Source organism: Halopelagius longus (genome assembly GCF_900100875.1).
GTDB classification, from domain to species: Archaea; Halobacteriota; Halobacteria; order Halobacteriales; family Haloferacaceae; genus Halopelagius; species Halopelagius longus.
The window spans coordinates 152,122-168,833 of record NZ_FNKQ01000001.1 but is presented as its reverse complement, the minus strand read 5'-3'; the positions used below and the strand labels follow the sequence as shown (position 1 = coordinate 168,833).

Below are 16,712 nucleotides of genomic sequence, written 5' to 3'. Positions count from 1 at the left end.
GTATTAACTCGTGGTTTAGTACCACCTTTTTCTTCGTCGGGTGCGCGAAGCGCACCGCTCCTCGAAAAATCTGGACCAAAAAGGCCGCGAGACTCGGGCTCCGCCCTCGCTCGCGGTGCATGTTACTGGCCGTTATCGAGGGCGGTGTAGGAGAACGAGTGGAGAGTGTTGATAGCGCTTTTTTCGGAACGGTGTCGTTCCGCTCGAGGTATTTGGTACACCACTCAGGTGTCCGCGAGCGAAGCGAGCGGTTCACCGACGGAGCCGTCGCAGACGGCGGAGTCGGATTTTTTTGGTCCAGCTTTTTCGAGGAGGGTTCCCGCAGCGAACGTAGTGAACGAGGAAACCGACGAGAAAAAAGGTGGGCTAAAGTGACCCGAATACCAAGCAGGCGGTATGAACTACCGGACGCTGGGCGATTCGGACGTGGAGGTCAGCGAAGTCGGGTTCGGCGCGTGGGTCGTCGGCACCGACTGGTGGGGCGACCGCTCGAAGGACGAGTCCATCGACCTGCTTCACCACGCCATAGAGCAGGGCATCACCTACTTCGACACCGGCGACGTGTACGGCCACGGCAAAAGCGAAGAAGTCGTCGGCGAGGCCATCGCGGAGTACCGCGACGAGGTGACGCTGGCGACGAAGGTGGGCTACGACTTCTACAACAACCCGCAGGCGGGTCACGGCGAACTCCCCAAGGAGATGACCGGCGAGTGGGTTCGCTCGGCGACCGAGAAGAGCCTCGAACGCCTCGACACCGACCACGTCGAACTGCTCCAACTCCACAACGCGAACGTCGACGAGGTGGACGAGGACGTGCTTGAGACCCTCGACGAACTCCGCGAGGAGGGTCTCGTGGACGCCGTCGGGTGGGCGCTGGGGCCCTCCATCGGCTGGCTCGCCGAGGGCGACATGGCCATCACGGAGGAGTTCGACGCCGTGCAACTCGTCTGGAACCTCTTCGAGCAGGAGGTGGGCAACCACTTCCTCGACACCATCGAGGAGACGGGCTCCTCGACGAGTCTCATCCCGCGCGTGCCGCACTCCTCGGGCCTCCTGAACGAACAGGTGACGCCCGAGACGGGGCACGACTTGGACGACCACCGCGGGTTCCGCCCCGACGCGTGGTACGAGACGGGCTGGGAGAAGATAGAGACGCTCCGCTTCCTCGAACGCGACGGCGAGCGAACGATGGGACAGGCCGCCATCGCGTACCTCCTGAGCCACGACGCCGTCGCCAGCGTCACGCCGACGTTCCACACCCGAGCGGACATCACCGAGTGGGCCGCCGCCTCCGAGGTGCCGAAACTCTCCGAGGAGGAGATGACTCGCGTCGCCGACCTCTACGAGGACAACTTCGGCATCGACCGCGACGACGGGATGGACGAACTCCGCTCGTCGGTCGGCGGCGACGACATCGACGCCGCGGGCATCGACAAACGGCCCAGTTCGGGGCCGCGCAGTTCCGCCGACTGACGCCGTGAACCGAACGGCGAAGGCGTTTCTCGCCCTGACGGCGGCGGTCCACGTCGCCCTCGCGGCGTGGATTCGCCGCGACGCCCGCGCCCGCGACGCCGACGCGTCGCCGTGGGACCTCCTGACCGCCCTCACCGGCGTCTTCGGGCTGGCGGGCTACCTCCGGACGCGTCGCCGAGCGAACTGACACTTTTTATCCGAGAGCGCGGAACGTCCGTGTATGCTTTCGCCCGACGCGCTCCGAGGGAGGGGACCGTGACTGAACGCGCGTACGCGCCCGGGAGCGTGACCGTCGTGTTCGTTCCGCAGGACGACCCCGAAGCGGGCTCTCTCGGCGTCAGTTTCGCCGTCGAGGACGGCGTGACCGCGACGGTCGAAGCCGCCGCAGAGACCGTCGTCCGCCTCGACGGCGACCGAACCGACTTCGAACCCGTCGAACGCCTCCTCTCGACGCTGGACGTGAGCGCCGCCGTCGAACTCGACGCCGCCGTCCCCGTCGGACGCGGGTTCGGTGCCAGCGGTGCCGCGACGCTCGCAACCGCCCTCGCGGCGAACGAGGCGTTCGGCCTCGACCGGTCGCGCGAGTCGTCGGTGCGGGCGGCCCACCGCGCCGAAGTCGCCGCGGGGACGGGCCTCGGCGACGTGTTCGTGCAGGACCGCGGCGGCGTCGTCTGGAACACCGGCGACGGCGTAGAGCGTGCGGAACCCGGCGGCGAGACCGTCGAGTACGCGTCGTACGGCGGTATCTCCACCGCGTCCGTCCTCGGCGACGAGGAGGCGATAGCCGCCGTCGCCGCCGCCGGTCGGGAAGCGCTCTCGTCGTTCGACCCCGACGCGCCCCTCCCGGAACTGTTCGAGTCGGCGTGGCGGTTCGCCGACGAGAGCGGGTTGCCCACCGACGCCGTGCGCGATACCGTCGCGGACGTCGCGGCGGCGGGCGGGGCGGCGACGATGGCGATGGTCGGCGAGACGGTGCTGGCCGTCGGCGCGCCGGGCGTCCTCCCGAACCGGACGCGACTCACGGGGGCGGGCGCGAAACTCCGCTAAGCCGGGAGTCGGCCGGTCGTGACGGCGACAGCGACGGCGGGCAAAATTATTTTCGGCTGGTTGTCAACTAGGGGGTATGACCGCCCTCCAAAACGCGAGCGAGTGGTTCTCCGAGCAGGCAGAGACGCTGAAAGAGAACCCGGCGCTGCTCGGGTTCGTCGTCGCTCTCTGGATTACGTCGCTGGCGTTGTTCTCCGGTGGGAACCCCGTAATGGTGTTTCTCGCCGTCGCGCCGGTGTTGACGGCGATGGGGTACGGCGTGGACGTACTCGTACAGAAGATGTTCGGGAGCGACGACGACGCCCGGAACGGGGGAGCGGAGTTCCGGGGCGACTACGAAACCGGCGACCAGAGCGAGTACGAGGCGATAGACGAGGCGCGCGCGATAGAACGCTTGCGCGACCGGTACGCCGCGGGGAAGATAGACCACGACGAGTTCGAACGCCGCCTCGAACGGTTGGTCGAGACGGAGTCGCTGGCCGACGAGGCGTCCGCGCGGCGCGAACGCGAGTACGAGTACTGAACCCCTTCGTTTCCATTCGAAACCGCTCGCCGGAGCGGCGTCTGACGCGCAGTCGCAACGGCGTCCGACGGGAACCACGGGGCGCGTTCGCGTGTCGGTCCGTCGCCCGCCGCCTCAGGCGAGGAAGACGTGTCGGGGTCGGTCGGCCAACACGTCCCGGCCCCACTGGACGGTGTCGCGGAACTCGTCGGACCGGAAGAACGCCATCGCGTCCTCGCGGGCGTCCCACTGGCTGGCGATGAACATGTCGTCTTCGTCTTCGACGTTCACCATCAGGTCGGTGTCTCGGTGGCCGTCCATCTCCTCCAGCAGGCCGCCGACGGTGCCGAACTTCTCGACGAACTCCTCGCGGTAGTCGGATTTGACCGTGTAGAACATCCCCATCGTCCCGAATCCGGACTCCTCGCCGGCGCGAGAGACGATGCCGGGGAGTTCCGAGAGGAACCCGGCGGCCGTCTCGGCGGCCGACGCGGTGTCCCAGATGCTGACGACGGCGCTCCGGTCGCGTTCGTTCGCCTCGTACACCGCCGTCTTGACGTGCGTGCCGTAGTGTTCGAAGTTGCCGCGGAGGCCCTCTACCTCCTCGAACAGTTCGGCGGTGTCGGCCTCCGAGTAGAGGACCGTCGCGTACACGTCCTCGCCGTGGGGCTGTCCGGCGTAGATGTTCAGGTCTTCGAGTTCGCCGCGGATGTCGCCGGACTCCTCGTCGCCGTCTTCGCCGTGCGGCGCGTCGCCGTGGGCGCTTCCGCCGCCGTGGCCGTGGTGGCCGCCCTCACCGCCGTGGTGCGCGGAGTCGCCGTGGGCGTGACCGTGCGCTTCGCCGTGTGCGCCGCCGTGTTCGCCGTGCGGGGAGTCGTTGCCGGCCGTCGGAACCGCCTCGCCCTCCAAGTACGCGCCGAGGTCCGCGGGCGGGAAGCGGCGGCCGACGTAGAACTGGCCGAACTCGCCGTACTTCGAGGAGGCGTCGTCGAACCGCATGTCGTAGACGATGTTCTTCATCTCCACCGGGTCCTCGGCGAACAGGGTGACGCCCCACTCGAAGTCGTCGAACCCGACGGAGGAGGCGATGACCTGCTTTATCTTCCCGGCGTACTCGCGGCCGGTGTCGCCGTGGTCGGACATCATCTCCGCACGCTCCTCGAAGGAGAGGTCGTACCAGTTGTACTCCTCGCCGCGGCGCTTCGACATCGGGTAGAACGCCACGTACTGGTCCTCGGGGATGTCGGGCTTCAGTTTCCCCTCGATGTAGTTGCGGAGGCCGGCGTCTATCTCGTCTTCGTTCCCCTCGAAGTAGTCCTGAGAAACGTAGCCCGATACCTCGGTGACGGAGACGTACGACGTGGGTTGCTCCGTGAACGCCGCAAGCGCCGTCTGCTCGAACTGGCGTTCGGCGCGCGAGAGGTCGTCGAGCGTCGGTCGGAGGTGGACGACGAGCAGGTCCGCCTTGTGGCCGAGGACGGAGAAGACGGCCGAGGCACCCTCCTCGGCGTCCTCGACGGCCTCGTGCGTGCGGAGGTGTGCGACGCCCTCCTCTATCGCGCGCTCCCGTTCGTGGGCGGGCGCGTCGCGCCACGCGTCCCAGTCGACGGTTCGGAAGTCGTGCAGGACGAACCAGCCCTCGTCGGTCGGTGGGGCCTCTGGCATACGAGTCGGTTCGAATCCCTCCCGTATGGGAGTTGCGAGTCGTCGCCGCGGTTCGAGAGCCGTCGGAACCGGCGGCCAACGGGCGAAACTGTCCGGACCGAAACCCTTTCACCCGGATAGTCGGAAACAACTTCCGATGCGGAAAAGCGGCCCGCCGAAAGGCCTCATCTCGTACTTAGTGCTGGAACTGCTGGAAGAGAAACCGCGGTACGGGTACGAGATACTCAAGGAGATCACGGAGATAAGCGGCGGTCACTGGGAACCGTCGTACGGGTCCGTCTACCCCATCCTCTACAAGTTCGAGGAGAAAGGCTGGGCCAAGCGGGTCGAACGCGAGGAGGAGTCCGACCGCAAGTACTTCGAACTCACCGAGACGGGCGAGGAGGAACTCGCGGAGAAACGCCGCGAGGCGGGCGGGAAAGCCCGCGAGTTCGCCGACATCATCCTCGGGTTCTACCACGTCTACGTCGGGTTCGCGACCGACGACCGGTTCGAGTTAGAACCCCCCGAGGACGGGTGGCGCTACGACGAGACGTTCAGTTCCTGGATAATCGAGCAGTTGATTCGCCACCACGAACGCGACTTCGGCGAGTTCGAGCGAATCGACGCCACGCCCGAGGAGTTCTACGACCGCGAGGGCGTCGAGGAAGGCGACGAGTAGCCTACCCGCCGAGGACCGTCGGCCCGAAGATGAGCACCAGAAGCGACAGCAGCATCGTCACGCCGACGCTCGTGGTGATGGTTCTGACGAGGGGGTACGGCTCCTCCACCGGCAGTCGGGCGACGACGGCTTCCGCGCTCGTCCGCAGGATGCGGCCGCCGTCGAGCGGATAGCCGGGGATGCAGTTGAACATGCCGAGCTGGAGGTTTATCCACGCCGTCCAGAAGCAGACGTTCGCGAGGAGGAACACCCCGGTTCCGAGGAACCCGAACGGGCCGCTCACCGCGTAGAAGTTGTAGACGTTCTGCGTGAAGCCCGGGAAGTTCGGGATGCCGAGGACGAGCGACGCCAGCGGCAGGATGAGCGAGACGTACACCGCGCCGAGCGGCGAGTCCGCGATGCCGCCCGACAGCGACGCGGCGTCGGGGCCGCCGTCGCCGCCGAGAAGCGAGACGTACGTCCCCGCCGGGTACGACTGGACGCCGAAGTCCGTCAGGAGGAGTCCGCTCGTCCCGAACAGGTTCACGCCGAGGAAGCCGCCGCCGTCGCGGGGGTTCTCCCCGAGCGTCACGTCGTAGGTTTCGAAGGACCCGCCCTTGTACACCTCGACGGACACCGTCTGACCCGGCTGGATGTCGTCTAAGACGTTTCCGAGCTCCGTCGACGAGGTGACGCGCGTCCCGTTCACGGCGGTGACGACGAACGGCGCGTCGGGCACCCCGGCGTCGGCGACGGGGCCGTTCGCGGCGACGGACGTGACGTACGCGCCGACGGGTATCGTCACCGTCCCGCGGGAGGTGGTCAACTCGGCGAATCGGTCCTGACCGACCGCCTCGGAGAAGCCGCGCTGGGTGTACACCGGCGTCCCGTTGACGGCCTGCACCCGGATGGGCTCGCCGCCCAGAGAGAGGTTCGCGGGGTTACCGGCGACGGTGCCCGCGACCACGAGCGAGCGTTCGACGGTGACGGTCCGCGTCTCGCGGTCGGCGGCGCTCTCCCCGCCGTTCAGTTCCACCTGAATCGACCGCGCGTCGGAGTTCAGAAGCGCGCTGTCGAGCGAACTCTCGTTGCTCACGGGCGTTCCCGCCACGGCGGTGATTCGGTCGCCCTGCGAGATGCCGCCCGCGGCCGCCGGCGACCCGTCGTACGCCCCGGCGACGGCCATCCCGGGCGCGACGCCGATGGAGGCGATGACCGGGCCGAAAAGCAGGGCGAACGCGACGATGGTGACGGCGAAGTTGTTCGTCACGCCCGCGGCGAACATCCGGGTTCGGCCGCCCCTGTCGGCGTTTCGTTGGCTCTCCTCGTCGGGTTCGACGAACGCGCCGAGGGGTAACACCGTAAAGAGGAACACCCCCATCGACTCGATGTCGATGTCCTCGACGCGACAGAGGATGCCGTGACCGCCCTCGTGGACGACGAGTCCGACGAGGAGGCCGAAGATGATCTCCGGGGCGACCGAAAGCGGCAGGAAGTCGTTGACGCCGGGGATGACGAGGAAGTTCTGCGGTTGGTTGACCGCGGAGGGCGCGGGCGGGTTCCGGAGGATGAGGATGCCCTGCGCCAACAGGAAGAAGAACATCCCGAACATGATGACGAGGGCCGCGCCGACGCCGATGTTGCTCCACGCCCGCCAGAACCGCTTGGGCGTCGCAATCCAGTCGATGAGGTCGCGACCGCGTTTCGTGTGTATCGTGGTGAACGGACCCTGTACGCGGACCGAGGAAGGCAGGAGACCGCGTCGTCGGAGGAAGAAAGCGGCGAACGAGTACGCCAGCAGGCCGACGAGAACCCACAGTAGCGTGTTCATCAGAGGAAGGGAAGTACGCGCCGGTGAAAGACGTTCGGATTGTCGGAGCGGCCGGGTCGGAACCGCCCCCGTCCCAAGGAGTATATGATGGGGCGGAGGAGTACTCGACAGGAATGTTCGACGGGAGACAGTACGAGGTCAGACAGAAGTTCGGAATCAGCACGAAGTACCGCGTCTACGAGGACGGCGAGCCGATTCTCGAATCGAAGAAGAAGAAACTCCGCCTGAAGGAGGACTTCCGCTTTACCGACGCCGACACCGGCGAGGAACGCTTCCGCGTGAGAGCCGACAGCGTCCTCGACATCGCGGCCGCCTACGACATCGTGGACTCGCAGACGGGCGAGCGAATCGGGTCGGTGAAGCGAAGCGCCATCTCGTTTGCGAAACACGAGTACGCCCTCCTCGGCCCGGACGGGGAGACGGTGGCGTACATCCGAGAGGACAGCGTTCTGAAGGCCATCCTCCGCCGGAACGTGACGACGTTCCTCCCGTTCACCTACAACGTGGAGGGGCCCTCGGGCGAGTCGTTAGGCTCGATTCACGAGTCGTTCTCGTTCCGGGACAAGTACCGGATAGACATCGCGGACACGACGGCGGTAGACCCGCGACTCGTCGTCGTCGGCGCGGTGGTCGTCGACGCGATAGAGGAGAACTGAAGGGAGAGGTCAGGCCTCTCTGCGCAACCGCTTCACGACCAAATCCCGGTCGAGTTCGCCGAGGAACTCGCCGAGACGCGGTCCCTGCGTCTGGTCGAAGAACAGGCGGTAGCCCGCCTCGAAGAACTCGCCGACGTCCACGTCGTGTCGCTTCGCCGCCTCGTATATCTCGCCCTGTATCTCCCCGCCGTCGTGACCCTCCTCGACGAACGCCGCCAAGTCCTCGAGGGCCTCTTCGACGTCCGCGTCGAACGCCACGTCCGGCAGGTCGGCCTGCAGGCGGTAGTTGTACTGGTTGTCGAGGCGTTGCGCCCACGCGTGTGCGCGTTCGACCCGTTCGAGTGCCTCCTCGACCGCCCACTCGGGGGTGTCCTCGTCGAAGTAGCCCTCGTTCGTCGCCATCCGGATTCGGAGGTCCCTGTCGTCGGTCATCCCGAGGACGGCCGCGAACGTGTAGGGGAGTCGGACGCGTTCCTCGCGCACTTCGTCCACGACGAACGGGTACGCCCGGTCGGCGAGAGCGTCGAGGTTCTCGTCGTCTTCCTCGCCGAAGTAGATGCGCTCGAAGCGGTCGAACTCGTCGACCAGTTGGTCGAGTCGGGAGATGTCGAAGTCCTTGGCCTTCTTCGGGTTGCGGACGAAGAAGTACCGGAGCACCTCCGGTTCGAGGAGTTCGAGAATCTCGTCGACGGTGACGATGTTCCCCTCCGAAGAGGAGAGGGGGTCGCCGTTGAGCGTGAACCACTCGTACACCATCGGCACCGGCGGTTCGATGCCGAGGACGTTGCGCGCGATGTCGTCGCCGGAGGGCCACGACCCCTCGGCGTGGTCCTTGCCGAACGGTTCGAAATCGACGCCGAGAACCTGCCACTGGCCGGGCCACTCGAAGCGCCACGGCAGTTTGCCCTCGCGGAAGGTGGCGGTACCCTCGTGGCCGCACCCCTCGATGTGTCGGTCGCCGGCGTCGATGCCGTCGCAGACGTACTCGACCGTCTCCGAGTCGAGGTCCACGCTCGTTATCGTCTGCGTCAGGGTGCCGCACTCCTCGCACTGGGCCATGAACGGGACGTACTCGTCGTCCACCTTGTCCTGATACTGGCTCAGCACCTCGCGCGCCTCGTCGGCGCGTTCGAGGACGCGGCGGACGACGGGGTCGAAGTCGCCGTTCTCGTACAGTTCGGTGTTCGACACCATCTCGATGGGGACGCCGATGAGGTCGGCGCTCTCTTCGAGGAGGTTTGTGAAGTGTTCGCCGTACGAATCCACCTCGCCGAAGGGGTCGGGGATGTCCGTGTAGGGCTTCCCGAGGTTCTGGCCGAGTGCGCCCGCGTTCACGTCGCCGAGTCCGACGACGTTCCACTCGTCGTCGGCGAGTTTCCGCGGCAGTTTCCGCAGGGCGTCCTTGTCGTCGGAGGTGAACACCTGTCGAACCTCGTGGCCGCGTTCGCGGAGTGCCTCCGCGACGAAGTAGCCGCGCATTATCTCGTTGAAGTGGCCGAGGTGGGGGACGCCGGACGGCGAGACGCCGCCTTTGATGACGATGGGGTCCTCCGGGTCGCGGGCCGCTATCTGGTCGGCTATCTCGTCGGCCCAGAAGGCGCGGTGCGTCGTCGCTTCGCTCTCCGCGTCGACGGACGGGAGTTCCTCGGACTCGGGAGTATCGTCGGTCATCTACTGCTGTGCCCAGTAACTCGGTTCGTCGCCGACGCCCTCGGGGACGATGTTCGTCCCGTCGTGGTCGCCCGAGAGAACGGCGCGTTCGATTCGTTCGGGGTCGGTCCCGTCGAGGACGATGGTGCGGACCTTCGAGCGTTCGATGAGTTTGGCCGCAAGAAGGTCCACGGGGGCGGACGCGCCCGCGTCGCGACTCATCGGCGCGATGACGTCGACGAGTTCCGACGCGGAGAGTTCGTCGTACTTCTCCGCGCCGTCGTCGGCGGTCGGGTCCGAACTGTAGACGCCGTTGACGCTGGTTCCGTAGACGAGGAGGTCGGCGTCGACGTACTCCGCGAGGGCCGCCGCGACGGCGTCCGTCGTCTGTCCGGGCATGATGCCGCCCATGACGGAGATGTCCCCGCGGCGGATGGCGTCGCCCGCCTCCTCGTAGTCGTGTGCGACCTTCGGGTCCACCTGCGGGCCGAGTGCCGCGATGAGCAGGCGGGCGTTGATTCGCGTCACGTCGATACCGATCTGGTCGAGTTGGACCTCGTTCGCGCCGAGGTCCCGCGCCGCGTGGATGTAGTCGCGCGCGACGCCGCCGCCGCCGACGACGGCACCGATCTCACAGCCCTCGCGGGCGAGGTTCTCGACGACGGACGCGTGCCCCTCGACGCGTCTCGCGTCGAGTTCCGGCGCGAGGACGCTCCCGCCGATAGAAATAACGACTCTCATTGCCCCGTCGTTGCCACGAACCGGTCTTAAGGGTTATCAAGTCCGCGACGGACTGACGCCGCGACTCACCCGTCTCCCGACCGACCTATCGCGGAGCGAGGCGCTCTCCCCGGAGACGGACCCGCGGAGCAAACACTAAAGCCCGTCGCAGACCGCCGTTTCGGGTATGCACCTGCTCGGAGTCGTCGGGTCGGGGGCGACGGAACTGTGCGAGCGAGTCGCACCCCTGCTCGACGGACGCGTTGCGACGGTCGAATCGCTCTCGGACGTGTCGGGCGCGGACGCGACGGACTCGGTGCCGTCGCTGGAGTCCGCCTCGGCCGCCGACGCCGCCTACGGACTCGGGCCGGACGGGTCGTGGGTCGCCGCGGGCGAAGGGAAGACGCTCGGCGACGTTCTCGACGAGTTGGCCGCGAGGTACGACTACGCGCTTCTGTCGGGCTTCCCCGACGCCGACGTGCCGACGGTGGCCCTCGGCGGGGCGCCGGCGGCCGAGGCGGAACTCGAAGCCGAGGACGCCGAGTCGGTCGAACTCGACGCCGTCGCCGAACTCGCGGAGACGGGCGAACCGCACGTCACCCTCGAACGCCTCGTCGAACGGGCGAAGGCGTCGCCGCGTGCGGAGTACGCCGGCGCTATCGCCACGTTCACCGGGCGCGTCCGCGCGAAGGACGAGGAGGACGACGCCCGGACCGTCCGGTTGGAGTTCGAGAAGTACGACGGCGTCGCCGAGGAGCGAATGGCGACCATCGAATCGGAGCTAGCGGACCGAGAGGGCGTCGAGGAGGTCCTCACGTTCCACCGAACGGGCGTCGTCGAGGACGGCGACGACATCGTCTTCGTCGTCGTCCTCGCCGGACACCGCAGGGAGGCGTTCCGCGCGGTGGAGGACGGAATCGATCGATTGAAGGACGAAGTTCCGCTGTTCAAGAAAGAGACCACCGTCGAGGACGACTTCTGGGTGCACGACCGGCCGTAACCGCCCGCGTACGCGTCTGTCGCGCGTCTGACGGAGAGTCTCGTCCACTGCTGAACGGAGACAAAACCAGCAACAAACACCTGCTTAACACCCAGTAGTCGGCAATATTATCCTCTTCACGGACCGTATTTTTTCATTGCTTATACCTGAGAACTGATCCCTCAGATCCGTTTCTAAAACATCTAACGGTTCCTTGAACCGTCGTGAAACGAGCGTTTTTCGCTATTTACGGGTGAAAGCGGTCGAATTCCCCCTAACGTTCCTTTCTTTATATACTGTCCCGGAAGCATGGAGGTAATGAGGTCACACAGATGAGCGCAACCGCAAACCCCTCCACCGAGTCCGCAAGCGAGAACGTCTCGAAAGAAGACCGTCTGAAGCAGTACCTCGTCGAGAAGGCGCAGGACGGCGAGCTGTACTTCAAGTCGAAGTTCATCGCGGACGAGGTCGGTCTCTCCCCGAAGGAAATCGGCGCCCTGATGGTCAAGCTCCGCGAATCCGCGACGGAGCTGACCATCGAGAAGTGGTCGTACACGAGTGCGACTACGTGGCGCATCGAGCCGAACCAAGCTTGAGCGGGCGCGTTCGTCGCTGAACGACCGCCGCCCGAGTGGTCCCCGCGACTTCTGCCGCCGTTCCGGCCGCCCGCGTCGGCGGGGCCTCCCCCGCCCGCCGACGACGGAGCGGTCACGATACCCGCTGTCACGGGATTTATACTGACGTGCGACCTACCTGCGTAGCGATGGAATCCGTCGATTCGGCGGAGGACCCGCCGGTCGAGGCCCTTCAGTCGGTGTTTCACCTCCACGAGACGCGCCGGGACGGTGGCCGAATCCTCTACTACGGCGAATCGCGCGTCCCGGAGCGAATGCTCGTCCGCGAGGTGTGGCCGGCGTTCAGACGCGCCGGATACGAAGTGCAGGTCACCTCGACTGACTCCGGCAGGGAGGACGTGGTCGTCGCCCGACCGGTTTCCGAGGGCGTCGACGGCGTGCCGTGGAAGAACCTCAGCCTCCTTCTCGCCACCGTCGTCTCGACGATGTTCGTGGGCGCGTTGACGTGGTACTACATCCCCTTCTCGGAGGTGACGGCGAACCCCCTCGTCGTCCTCCGGGCGTGGCCGTTCACCGCCGCCATCCTCGGCGTGTTGGCGACTCACGAACTCGGACACTACGTCGTCGGGCGGTACCACGGCGTCGACATCTCGCTTCCGTACCTCATCCCGTTCGTCTTCCCGTTCGGGACGCTCGGGGCGATAATCCAGATGCGCGGGCAGATGCCCGACCGGAAGGCGCTCTTCGACATCGGCGTCGCCGGCCCGTTGGCCGGTCTGGTCGCGACGATTATCGTCACCGCAGTCGGCCTCTCGCTCCCGCCGATGACCGTCCCGTCGTGGGCGGTACAGGAGGGCAGCGAGGTCATCGTCTTCAACAATCCGCCGCTCTTGAACATCATCGCGACGATACTCGGGCGACCGACCGAGTACGCCGACCCGACCGTCACCGTCCACCCGGTCATCATCGGCGGGTGGGTCGGGATGTTCTTCACCGTGTTGAACCTCCTGCCCGTCGGTCAACTGGACGGCGGCCACATCGTCCGCGCGATGGTCGGCGAGGCGCAGGAACGCATCGCGGCGTTCGTCCCCCTCGTGCTGTTCGGCCTCGCGGCGTACCTCCACTACGTCCTCGGCAACAGCCTCAGCGAGTCGGTCGGTCTGTGGGCGTTCTGGGGGCTGATATCGGCGGCTATCGCGTTCAAAGGCCCCGCCGACCCCATCGACGACTCGCCGATCGGTCCGGCCCGGATGGCGCTGGGCATCGTCACGTTCGCGCTCGGAGCGCTCTGTTTCCTCCTCGTGCCCATCGAAGTGATGACCGTCTGAAGGGGCGCAGTTCCGCCGCCTACTCCACTACTCTCACTCGTCCGACGCGTGCGTGTAGCCCTCGTCGGGGACGGGGTCGCCGTCCGCGACGACAGCGTCGTCCGTCACGTCGCCGACGACGGTGACCGAGACGGGAACCGCCGCCCGAACCGCGGCGAGGTCCGACTCGGGGACGGTGAACACGAGTTCGAAGTCCTCGCCGAAGTACGCCGCCATCTCCCTCTCGTCGCCGTCGCCCGCGGCGTAGTCGGCGACGGCGTCGTGAACGGGGAGACTGTCCCACGAGACGGCGAACCCGCAGTCGGACGCCTCCGCGAGTTGGTGGAGCGAACGCGCGAGTCCGTCGCTCGAATCCATCATCGCCGTCGCGTACGGCGCGAGTGCGACGCCCGAGGCGACCCGCGGCGGGAACCGAAAGAGGTCGTTTCCGCGTTCGACGTCCCCCGCCTCGAAGGCGCGGAGTCCGGCGGCGCTTCGCCCGAGAGCGCCGGTGACGCAGACGACTTCACCCGGCGACGCCCCCGAACGGAGAACCGGGTCCTCGGAGTCGCCGATGGCCGTCGTCGCGACGGTGAACTCGTCGTGGGTGTCCAAGTCGCCGCCGACGTACTCCGCGCCGACGGACTCGCAGACGTCGCGCGCGCCGCCGACGAACGCGCGGAGTTCGTCCTCGTCGAGTGTGGGCGCGCCGTAGGCCGCAACCGCCGCCGTGGCGTCCGCGCCCATGGCCGCCACGTCCGAGAGCGACGCGCCGACGGCGCGCCACCCGGCGGTGTACCGCGTCGTCCCCGCCGGGAAGTCGGTGGAGTCGTGGAGCATGTCCGTCGTCACCACCTGCGCGCCGACGACGGCGGCGTCGTCGCCCGCGCCGGGCAGTTCCGCCGCGAGCGTCCGGAGCGCCGTTCGTTCGTCCATGCCCACGGTTCGCGTCCCGACGGCGAAAAAACCACCACGTTCCGTCGGCCCGCGCCGCCCAGTCGTCGCCGGCGGGTCGGTTCGACTTCGGGAGTCGCCGCACCCGGCGGCCGTCGGTCACTTTCGATGGGTTGATGCCGCGGACGGCCGACGGTCGGGGTATGGCCCGCGAGAATCTCCGCGCCACCGTACTGGGATTTTTGGGCGCGTTCGCGGTGTTCGCGGTGCTGTTTTACTTCGCCGGGATCGACGACCTCGTCGGCACCCTCCAACGGGCCGACCCCGCCTACGTCGCACTCGTCGTCGCCACCACGCTCGGTTGGTTGGCGGCGTGGAGCGTGGCGCTTCGGACGGTGTTGGGCGTCCTCGGCGTCGACATGTCGTTCGCGAAGTCGTTCTTCGTCTTCACGGGCGCGATGTTCTCGAACAACATCACCCCGTTCGGGCAGGCGGGCGGCGAACCGGTCACCGCCTACCTCATCACCCGCACCGCAGAGGCGGAGTACGAGACGAGTCTCGCGGCCATCGCGAGCGTCGACACGCTCAACTTCGTCCCCTCCATCACCATCGCCCTCATGGGGGCTATCTACTACGCGACGGAGGTCACCCTCGGGACGAACCGCGACCTCGCGTTGGCCATCGTCGCCGTCGTCGCCCTCGCGGTGACCGTCCCCACCATCGGCTACCTCGCGTGGCAGCGACGGTACGGACTGGAGGCGCGAATCGTCAGTAGTCTGACCCCGCGCATCCAGTGGGTCACGGAGCGCATCCCGCGCATCACCACCCCGACGAGGGAGGGGATCGAGAAGCGCATCAACGGCTTCTTCCGCGCCATCGAGCGCGTCGCGACGAACCCGCGCGGGTTGGCGCTCGCGCTCGGGATGTCCGCCGTCGGGTGGTCCTTCCAGATGCTCGGCCTCTGGCTCTCGTTTCGGGCCATCGGGGTCAGTATCCCGCTGTCTATCGCCCTGTTCGTCGTCCCCATCGGCGCGATAGCGGGCGTGACGCCGCTTCCGGGCGGAGCGGGCGGCATCGAGAGCGTCCTCGTCCTCCTCCTGCTTGCGGCCCCCCTCGCGGCCGTCACGAACTCCGTCGCCGTCGCCGCCGTCGTCATCTTCCGCGGCGCGGTGTACTGGATACCCATCCTCATCGGCGGCACCGTGATGGGGTGGGTGAGCGCCCGCGCGAATGGGGCGTAGCGGAACGAACGTACCGTATCAGCAGACCGTAGCAGTAGTACCGTAGCCGACGGTACCCTCGCACAGACGCGCGCCTACGAGCCTCGATGGGCGATTTTCGACCGCCGACGTACCAGCACACGCACCGTTGGAGAACGCGCGGCAACCACGCCTATGTGCGTGGATTGGGTACATATATGCGAAATGGATAATTTGTCTGACAGCGACGGGACACGGCGACGACTCGACACGGACGCGGAGGATGCGGGCGTGGAAGTCGTCAAAGCCGTCGCCGACTTGGAGGGTGTCCACCCGACCGAGTTGACGACCGCGTACGACTGCGTGGACGGCGTCCTCGACCATCTCTTCTCGAACCCCCCGTCGCCGGAGGCCCGGATGCGGGTTCAGTTTCACTACGAGGGGTACCGCATCGCCGTCGAACAGAACGGAAACGCGACGTTCGCGAAGGCGGAGTAGGCGGGGACGCCGCGACGCGTCGGCGTCGCCGCGGCGCTGAACGGCCGCCTCGAATCGTCTGTCGGCGCGTCCGGGCGAGGGGCCGCATCGGTCGCGTACCGCCCGAATACGATGGCTTTAAACGACGCCGTCCGGAACGAGTACCCATGGTAACCATCTATGACGTTCCGGCGGACGCCCTCATCGAGGACGTCGCCGAACGACTCGAAGAGCGCATCGAGGAACCCGAGTGGATGGCCTTCGTCAAGACGGGGCAGACGCGGGAACTCCCGCCGCAACAGGACGACTTCTGGTACGTCCGCGCCGCGTCGCTCCTCCGCAAGGTCGCCACCGACGGTCCGGTCGGCATCGACCGACTCTCGACGGAGTACGGCGGCCGCAAGAGCGGTTCCACCCGCTACCGCGTCTCCGGCAAGCACTCCGACACGGGCAGCAAGAAGGTCATCCGAACCATCCTCCAGCAGTTAGAGGAGGAGGACCTGGTGAACACCGCCAAGGGTCGCGGCCGCGTCATCACCGACGAGGGCCGTAGCTTCCTCGACAACGCCGCCGCCGACGTCTTCGAGTCGCTCGACCGCCCGGAACTCGAACGCTACGCCTGAGCCGGCCGTCGAATTCTGCTTTCTGCATCTCCCTCCGAGCCGCGGCGTTGCGCCGCCTGTCGAATGTCCGAAATCGTTTTCAGATACGCGACGGAATCGTACGATATGAGCGGAAACCCCGACGAGGACGAACGGCTGCAGAAGCTGCGAGAGCAGAAGATGCAGGAACTGCAGGACAAGGCCGGACAGCAGGGCGGCGGCCGAGACGAAGCCGCACAGGAGGCGGCGCGCGAACGCGCCGAGGCGCAGCAGGACGCGCTCCTCAAACAGCACCTCACCGACGGCGCTCGGCAGCGACTCAACGCCGTCGAGATGTCCAAGCCGGAGTTCGCCGAGAAGGTCAAAAAGCAGGTGACCGCCTTGGCACAGAGCGGTCGCCTGCAGGACCGCATCGACGAGGACCAGATGAAGAGCCTACTCAAGGAGCTTCAGCCGGAGTCGAAGAGCTTCAACATCCGTCGGCGCTGACGCGAA

At 66.9% G+C, this 16,712-nt stretch carries 18 protein-coding genes; 13 read left to right on the top strand and 5 right to left on the bottom strand.

The window, feature by feature from the left end; translation table 11 throughout:
• The first annotated feature begins 396 nt into the window (after positions 1-396).
• From BLS11_RS00800 to BLS11_RS00785, 4 genes are all read left to right on the top strand, one after another.
• Positions 397-1,473, top strand: a complete 1,077-nt coding sequence (locus BLS11_RS00800; protein WP_092531539.1) for an aldo/keto reductase — start codon at positions 397-399, stop codon at positions 1,471-1,473.
• A 4-nt stretch (positions 1,474-1,477) separates the two neighbouring features.
• A complete protein-coding gene (locus BLS11_RS00795; RefSeq protein ID WP_092531537.1) occupies positions 1,478-1,660 on the top strand; it encodes a hypothetical protein in 183 nt (60 codons plus the stop codon).
• A 68-nt stretch (positions 1,661-1,728) separates the two neighbouring features.
• Positions 1,729-2,520, top strand: a complete 792-nt coding sequence (locus BLS11_RS00790) for a GHMP family kinase ATP-binding protein (RefSeq protein ID WP_092531535.1) — start codon at positions 1,729-1,731, stop codon at positions 2,518-2,520.
• Between the two features lie 76 nt (positions 2,521-2,596).
• On the top strand, positions 2,597-3,043 hold the full coding sequence (locus BLS11_RS00785; RefSeq protein WP_092531533.1) for an SHOCT domain-containing protein: 447 nt from the start codon (positions 2,597-2,599) through the stop codon (positions 3,041-3,043).
• A gap of 114 nt (positions 3,044-3,157) precedes the next feature.
• Here the strand turns inward: BLS11_RS00785 and BLS11_RS00780 are convergent, their stop codons facing one another.
• On the bottom strand, positions 3,158-4,687 hold the full coding sequence (locus tag BLS11_RS00780) for a heme-binding protein (protein ID WP_092531531.1): 1,530 nt from the start codon (positions 4,685-4,687) through the stop codon (positions 3,158-3,160).
• A 136-nt stretch (positions 4,688-4,823) separates the two neighbouring features.
• Between BLS11_RS00780 and BLS11_RS00775 the strand changes: the two genes are divergently transcribed.
• Positions 4,824-5,348, top strand: a complete 525-nt coding sequence (locus BLS11_RS00775; protein ID WP_092531529.1) for a PadR family transcriptional regulator — start codon at positions 4,824-4,826, stop codon at positions 5,346-5,348.
• Position 5,349: 1 nt separating this feature from the next.
• Here the strand turns inward: BLS11_RS00775 and BLS11_RS00770 are convergent, their stop codons facing one another.
• Positions 5,350-7,158 carry a site-2 protease family protein gene (locus BLS11_RS00770; protein WP_092531527.1) on the bottom strand — a complete coding sequence of 603 codons (1,809 nt, stop codon included), beginning with the start codon at positions 7,156-7,158 and terminating at the stop codon, positions 5,350-5,352.
• Positions 7,159-7,271: 113 nt separating this feature from the next.
• Here BLS11_RS00770 and BLS11_RS00765 point away from each other — a divergent pair, with 113 nt between their 5' ends.
• Positions 7,272-7,814, top strand: a complete 543-nt coding sequence (locus tag BLS11_RS00765; RefSeq protein WP_092531525.1) for an LURP-one-related family protein — start codon at positions 7,272-7,274, stop codon at positions 7,812-7,814.
• A gap of 9 nt (positions 7,815-7,823) precedes the next feature.
• On the opposite strand, the gene lysS is transcribed toward BLS11_RS00765, so the two are convergent.
• Entirely contained in the window at positions 7,824-9,485 is a 1,662-nt protein-coding gene (lysS, locus tag BLS11_RS00760; protein ID WP_092531523.1) for a lysine--tRNA ligase, read from the bottom strand.
• Positions 9,486-10,205 carry a UMP kinase gene (gene pyrH, locus BLS11_RS00755; RefSeq protein WP_092531521.1) on the bottom strand — a complete coding sequence of 240 codons (720 nt, stop codon included), beginning with the start codon at positions 10,203-10,205 and terminating at the stop codon, positions 9,486-9,488.
• 166 nt (positions 10,206-10,371) lie between these two features.
• Between pyrH and BLS11_RS00750 the strand changes: the two genes are divergently transcribed.
• The 3 genes from BLS11_RS00750 (at position 10,372) to BLS11_RS00740 (ending at position 13,066) form a co-directional block, all read left to right on the top strand.
• The gene (locus BLS11_RS00750; protein ID WP_092531519.1) at positions 10,372-11,184 is read left to right on the top strand and encodes a molybdopterin synthase; all 813 of its coding nucleotides are present in this window, start codon (positions 10,372-10,374) and stop codon (positions 11,182-11,184) included.
• A 311-nt stretch (positions 11,185-11,495) separates the two neighbouring features.
• Positions 11,496-11,759 carry a DUF7123 family protein gene (locus tag BLS11_RS00745; protein WP_092531517.1) on the top strand — a complete coding sequence of 88 codons (264 nt, stop codon included), beginning with the start codon at positions 11,496-11,498 and terminating at the stop codon, positions 11,757-11,759.
• Between the two features lie 167 nt (positions 11,760-11,926).
• Positions 11,927-13,066, top strand: coding sequence for a site-2 protease family protein (locus BLS11_RS00740; protein WP_092531515.1), 1,140 nt, complete (start codon positions 11,927-11,929; stop codon positions 13,064-13,066).
• A 33-nt stretch (positions 13,067-13,099) separates the two neighbouring features.
• Here BLS11_RS00740 and thiL read toward each other — a convergent pair whose 3' ends face one another.
• Entirely contained in the window at positions 13,100-13,981 is an 882-nt protein-coding gene (gene thiL / locus BLS11_RS00735; RefSeq protein ID WP_092531513.1) for a thiamine-phosphate kinase, read from the bottom strand.
• A 161-nt stretch (positions 13,982-14,142) separates the two neighbouring features.
• On the opposite strand from thiL, the gene BLS11_RS00730 reads away from it, so the two are divergent.
• The 4 genes from BLS11_RS00730 (at position 14,143) to BLS11_RS00715 (ending at position 16,706) form a co-directional block, all read left to right on the top strand.
• Positions 14,143-15,180: a lysylphosphatidylglycerol synthase transmembrane domain-containing protein gene (locus BLS11_RS00730; RefSeq protein WP_092531511.1), complete on the top strand. Its 1,038-nt coding sequence runs from the start codon at positions 14,143-14,145 to the stop codon at positions 15,178-15,180.
• Between the two features lie 183 nt (positions 15,181-15,363).
• Positions 15,364-15,636, top strand: coding sequence for a HalOD1 output domain-containing protein (locus BLS11_RS00725; RefSeq protein WP_092531509.1), 273 nt, complete (start codon positions 15,364-15,366; stop codon positions 15,634-15,636).
• A gap of 146 nt (positions 15,637-15,782) precedes the next feature.
• Positions 15,783-16,238: a 30S ribosomal protein S19e gene (locus BLS11_RS00720; protein WP_092531507.1), complete on the top strand. Its 456-nt coding sequence runs from the start codon at positions 15,783-15,785 to the stop codon at positions 16,236-16,238.
• Between the two features lie 105 nt (positions 16,239-16,343).
• On the top strand, positions 16,344-16,706 hold the full coding sequence (locus BLS11_RS00715; RefSeq protein WP_092531505.1) for a DNA-binding protein: 363 nt from the start codon (positions 16,344-16,346) through the stop codon (positions 16,704-16,706).
• The last annotated feature ends 6 nt before the right edge of the window (positions 16,707-16,712 follow it).

Bases quoted from the DNA above. Each gene is read 5' to 3' on its own strand.
- BLS11_RS00800 (WP_092531539.1), top strand. From the start codon at position 397: ATGAACTACCGGACGCTGGGCGATTCGGACGTGGAGGTCAGCGAAGTC.
- BLS11_RS00725 (WP_092531509.1), top strand. From the start codon at position 15,364: ATGGATAATTTGTCTGACAGCGACGGGACACGGCGACGACTCGACACG.
- lysS (WP_092531523.1), bottom strand. From the start codon at position 9,485: ATGACCGACGATACTCCCGAGTCCGAGGAACTCCCGTCCGTCGACGCG.
- BLS11_RS00770 (WP_092531527.1), bottom strand. From the start codon at position 7,158: ATGAACACGCTACTGTGGGTTCTCGTCGGCCTGCTGGCGTACTCGTTC.
- BLS11_RS00730 (WP_092531511.1), top strand. From the start codon at position 14,143: ATGGCCCGCGAGAATCTCCGCGCCACCGTACTGGGATTTTTGGGCGCG.
- BLS11_RS00775 (WP_092531529.1), top strand. From the start codon at position 4,824: ATGCGGAAAAGCGGCCCGCCGAAAGGCCTCATCTCGTACTTAGTGCTG.
- BLS11_RS00750 (WP_092531519.1), top strand. From the start codon at position 10,372: ATGCACCTGCTCGGAGTCGTCGGGTCGGGGGCGACGGAACTGTGCGAG.
- BLS11_RS00720 (WP_092531507.1), top strand. From the start codon at position 15,783: ATGGTAACCATCTATGACGTTCCGGCGGACGCCCTCATCGAGGACGTC.
- thiL (WP_092531513.1), bottom strand. From the start codon at position 13,981: ATGGACGAACGAACGGCGCTCCGGACGCTCGCGGCGGAACTGCCCGGC.
- BLS11_RS00780 (WP_092531531.1), bottom strand. From the start codon at position 4,687: ATGCCAGAGGCCCCACCGACCGACGAGGGCTGGTTCGTCCTGCACGAC.
- pyrH (WP_092531521.1), bottom strand. From the start codon at position 10,205: ATGAGAGTCGTTATTTCTATCGGCGGGAGCGTCCTCGCGCCGGAACTC.
- BLS11_RS00765 (WP_092531525.1), top strand. From the start codon at position 7,272: ATGTTCGACGGGAGACAGTACGAGGTCAGACAGAAGTTCGGAATCAGC.
- BLS11_RS00740 (WP_092531515.1), top strand. From the start codon at position 11,927: ATGGAATCCGTCGATTCGGCGGAGGACCCGCCGGTCGAGGCCCTTCAG.
- BLS11_RS00715 (WP_092531505.1), top strand. From the start codon at position 16,344: ATGAGCGGAAACCCCGACGAGGACGAACGGCTGCAGAAGCTGCGAGAG.
- BLS11_RS00745 (WP_092531517.1), top strand. From the start codon at position 11,496: ATGAGCGCAACCGCAAACCCCTCCACCGAGTCCGCAAGCGAGAACGTC.
- BLS11_RS00785 (WP_092531533.1), top strand. From the start codon at position 2,597: ATGACCGCCCTCCAAAACGCGAGCGAGTGGTTCTCCGAGCAGGCAGAG.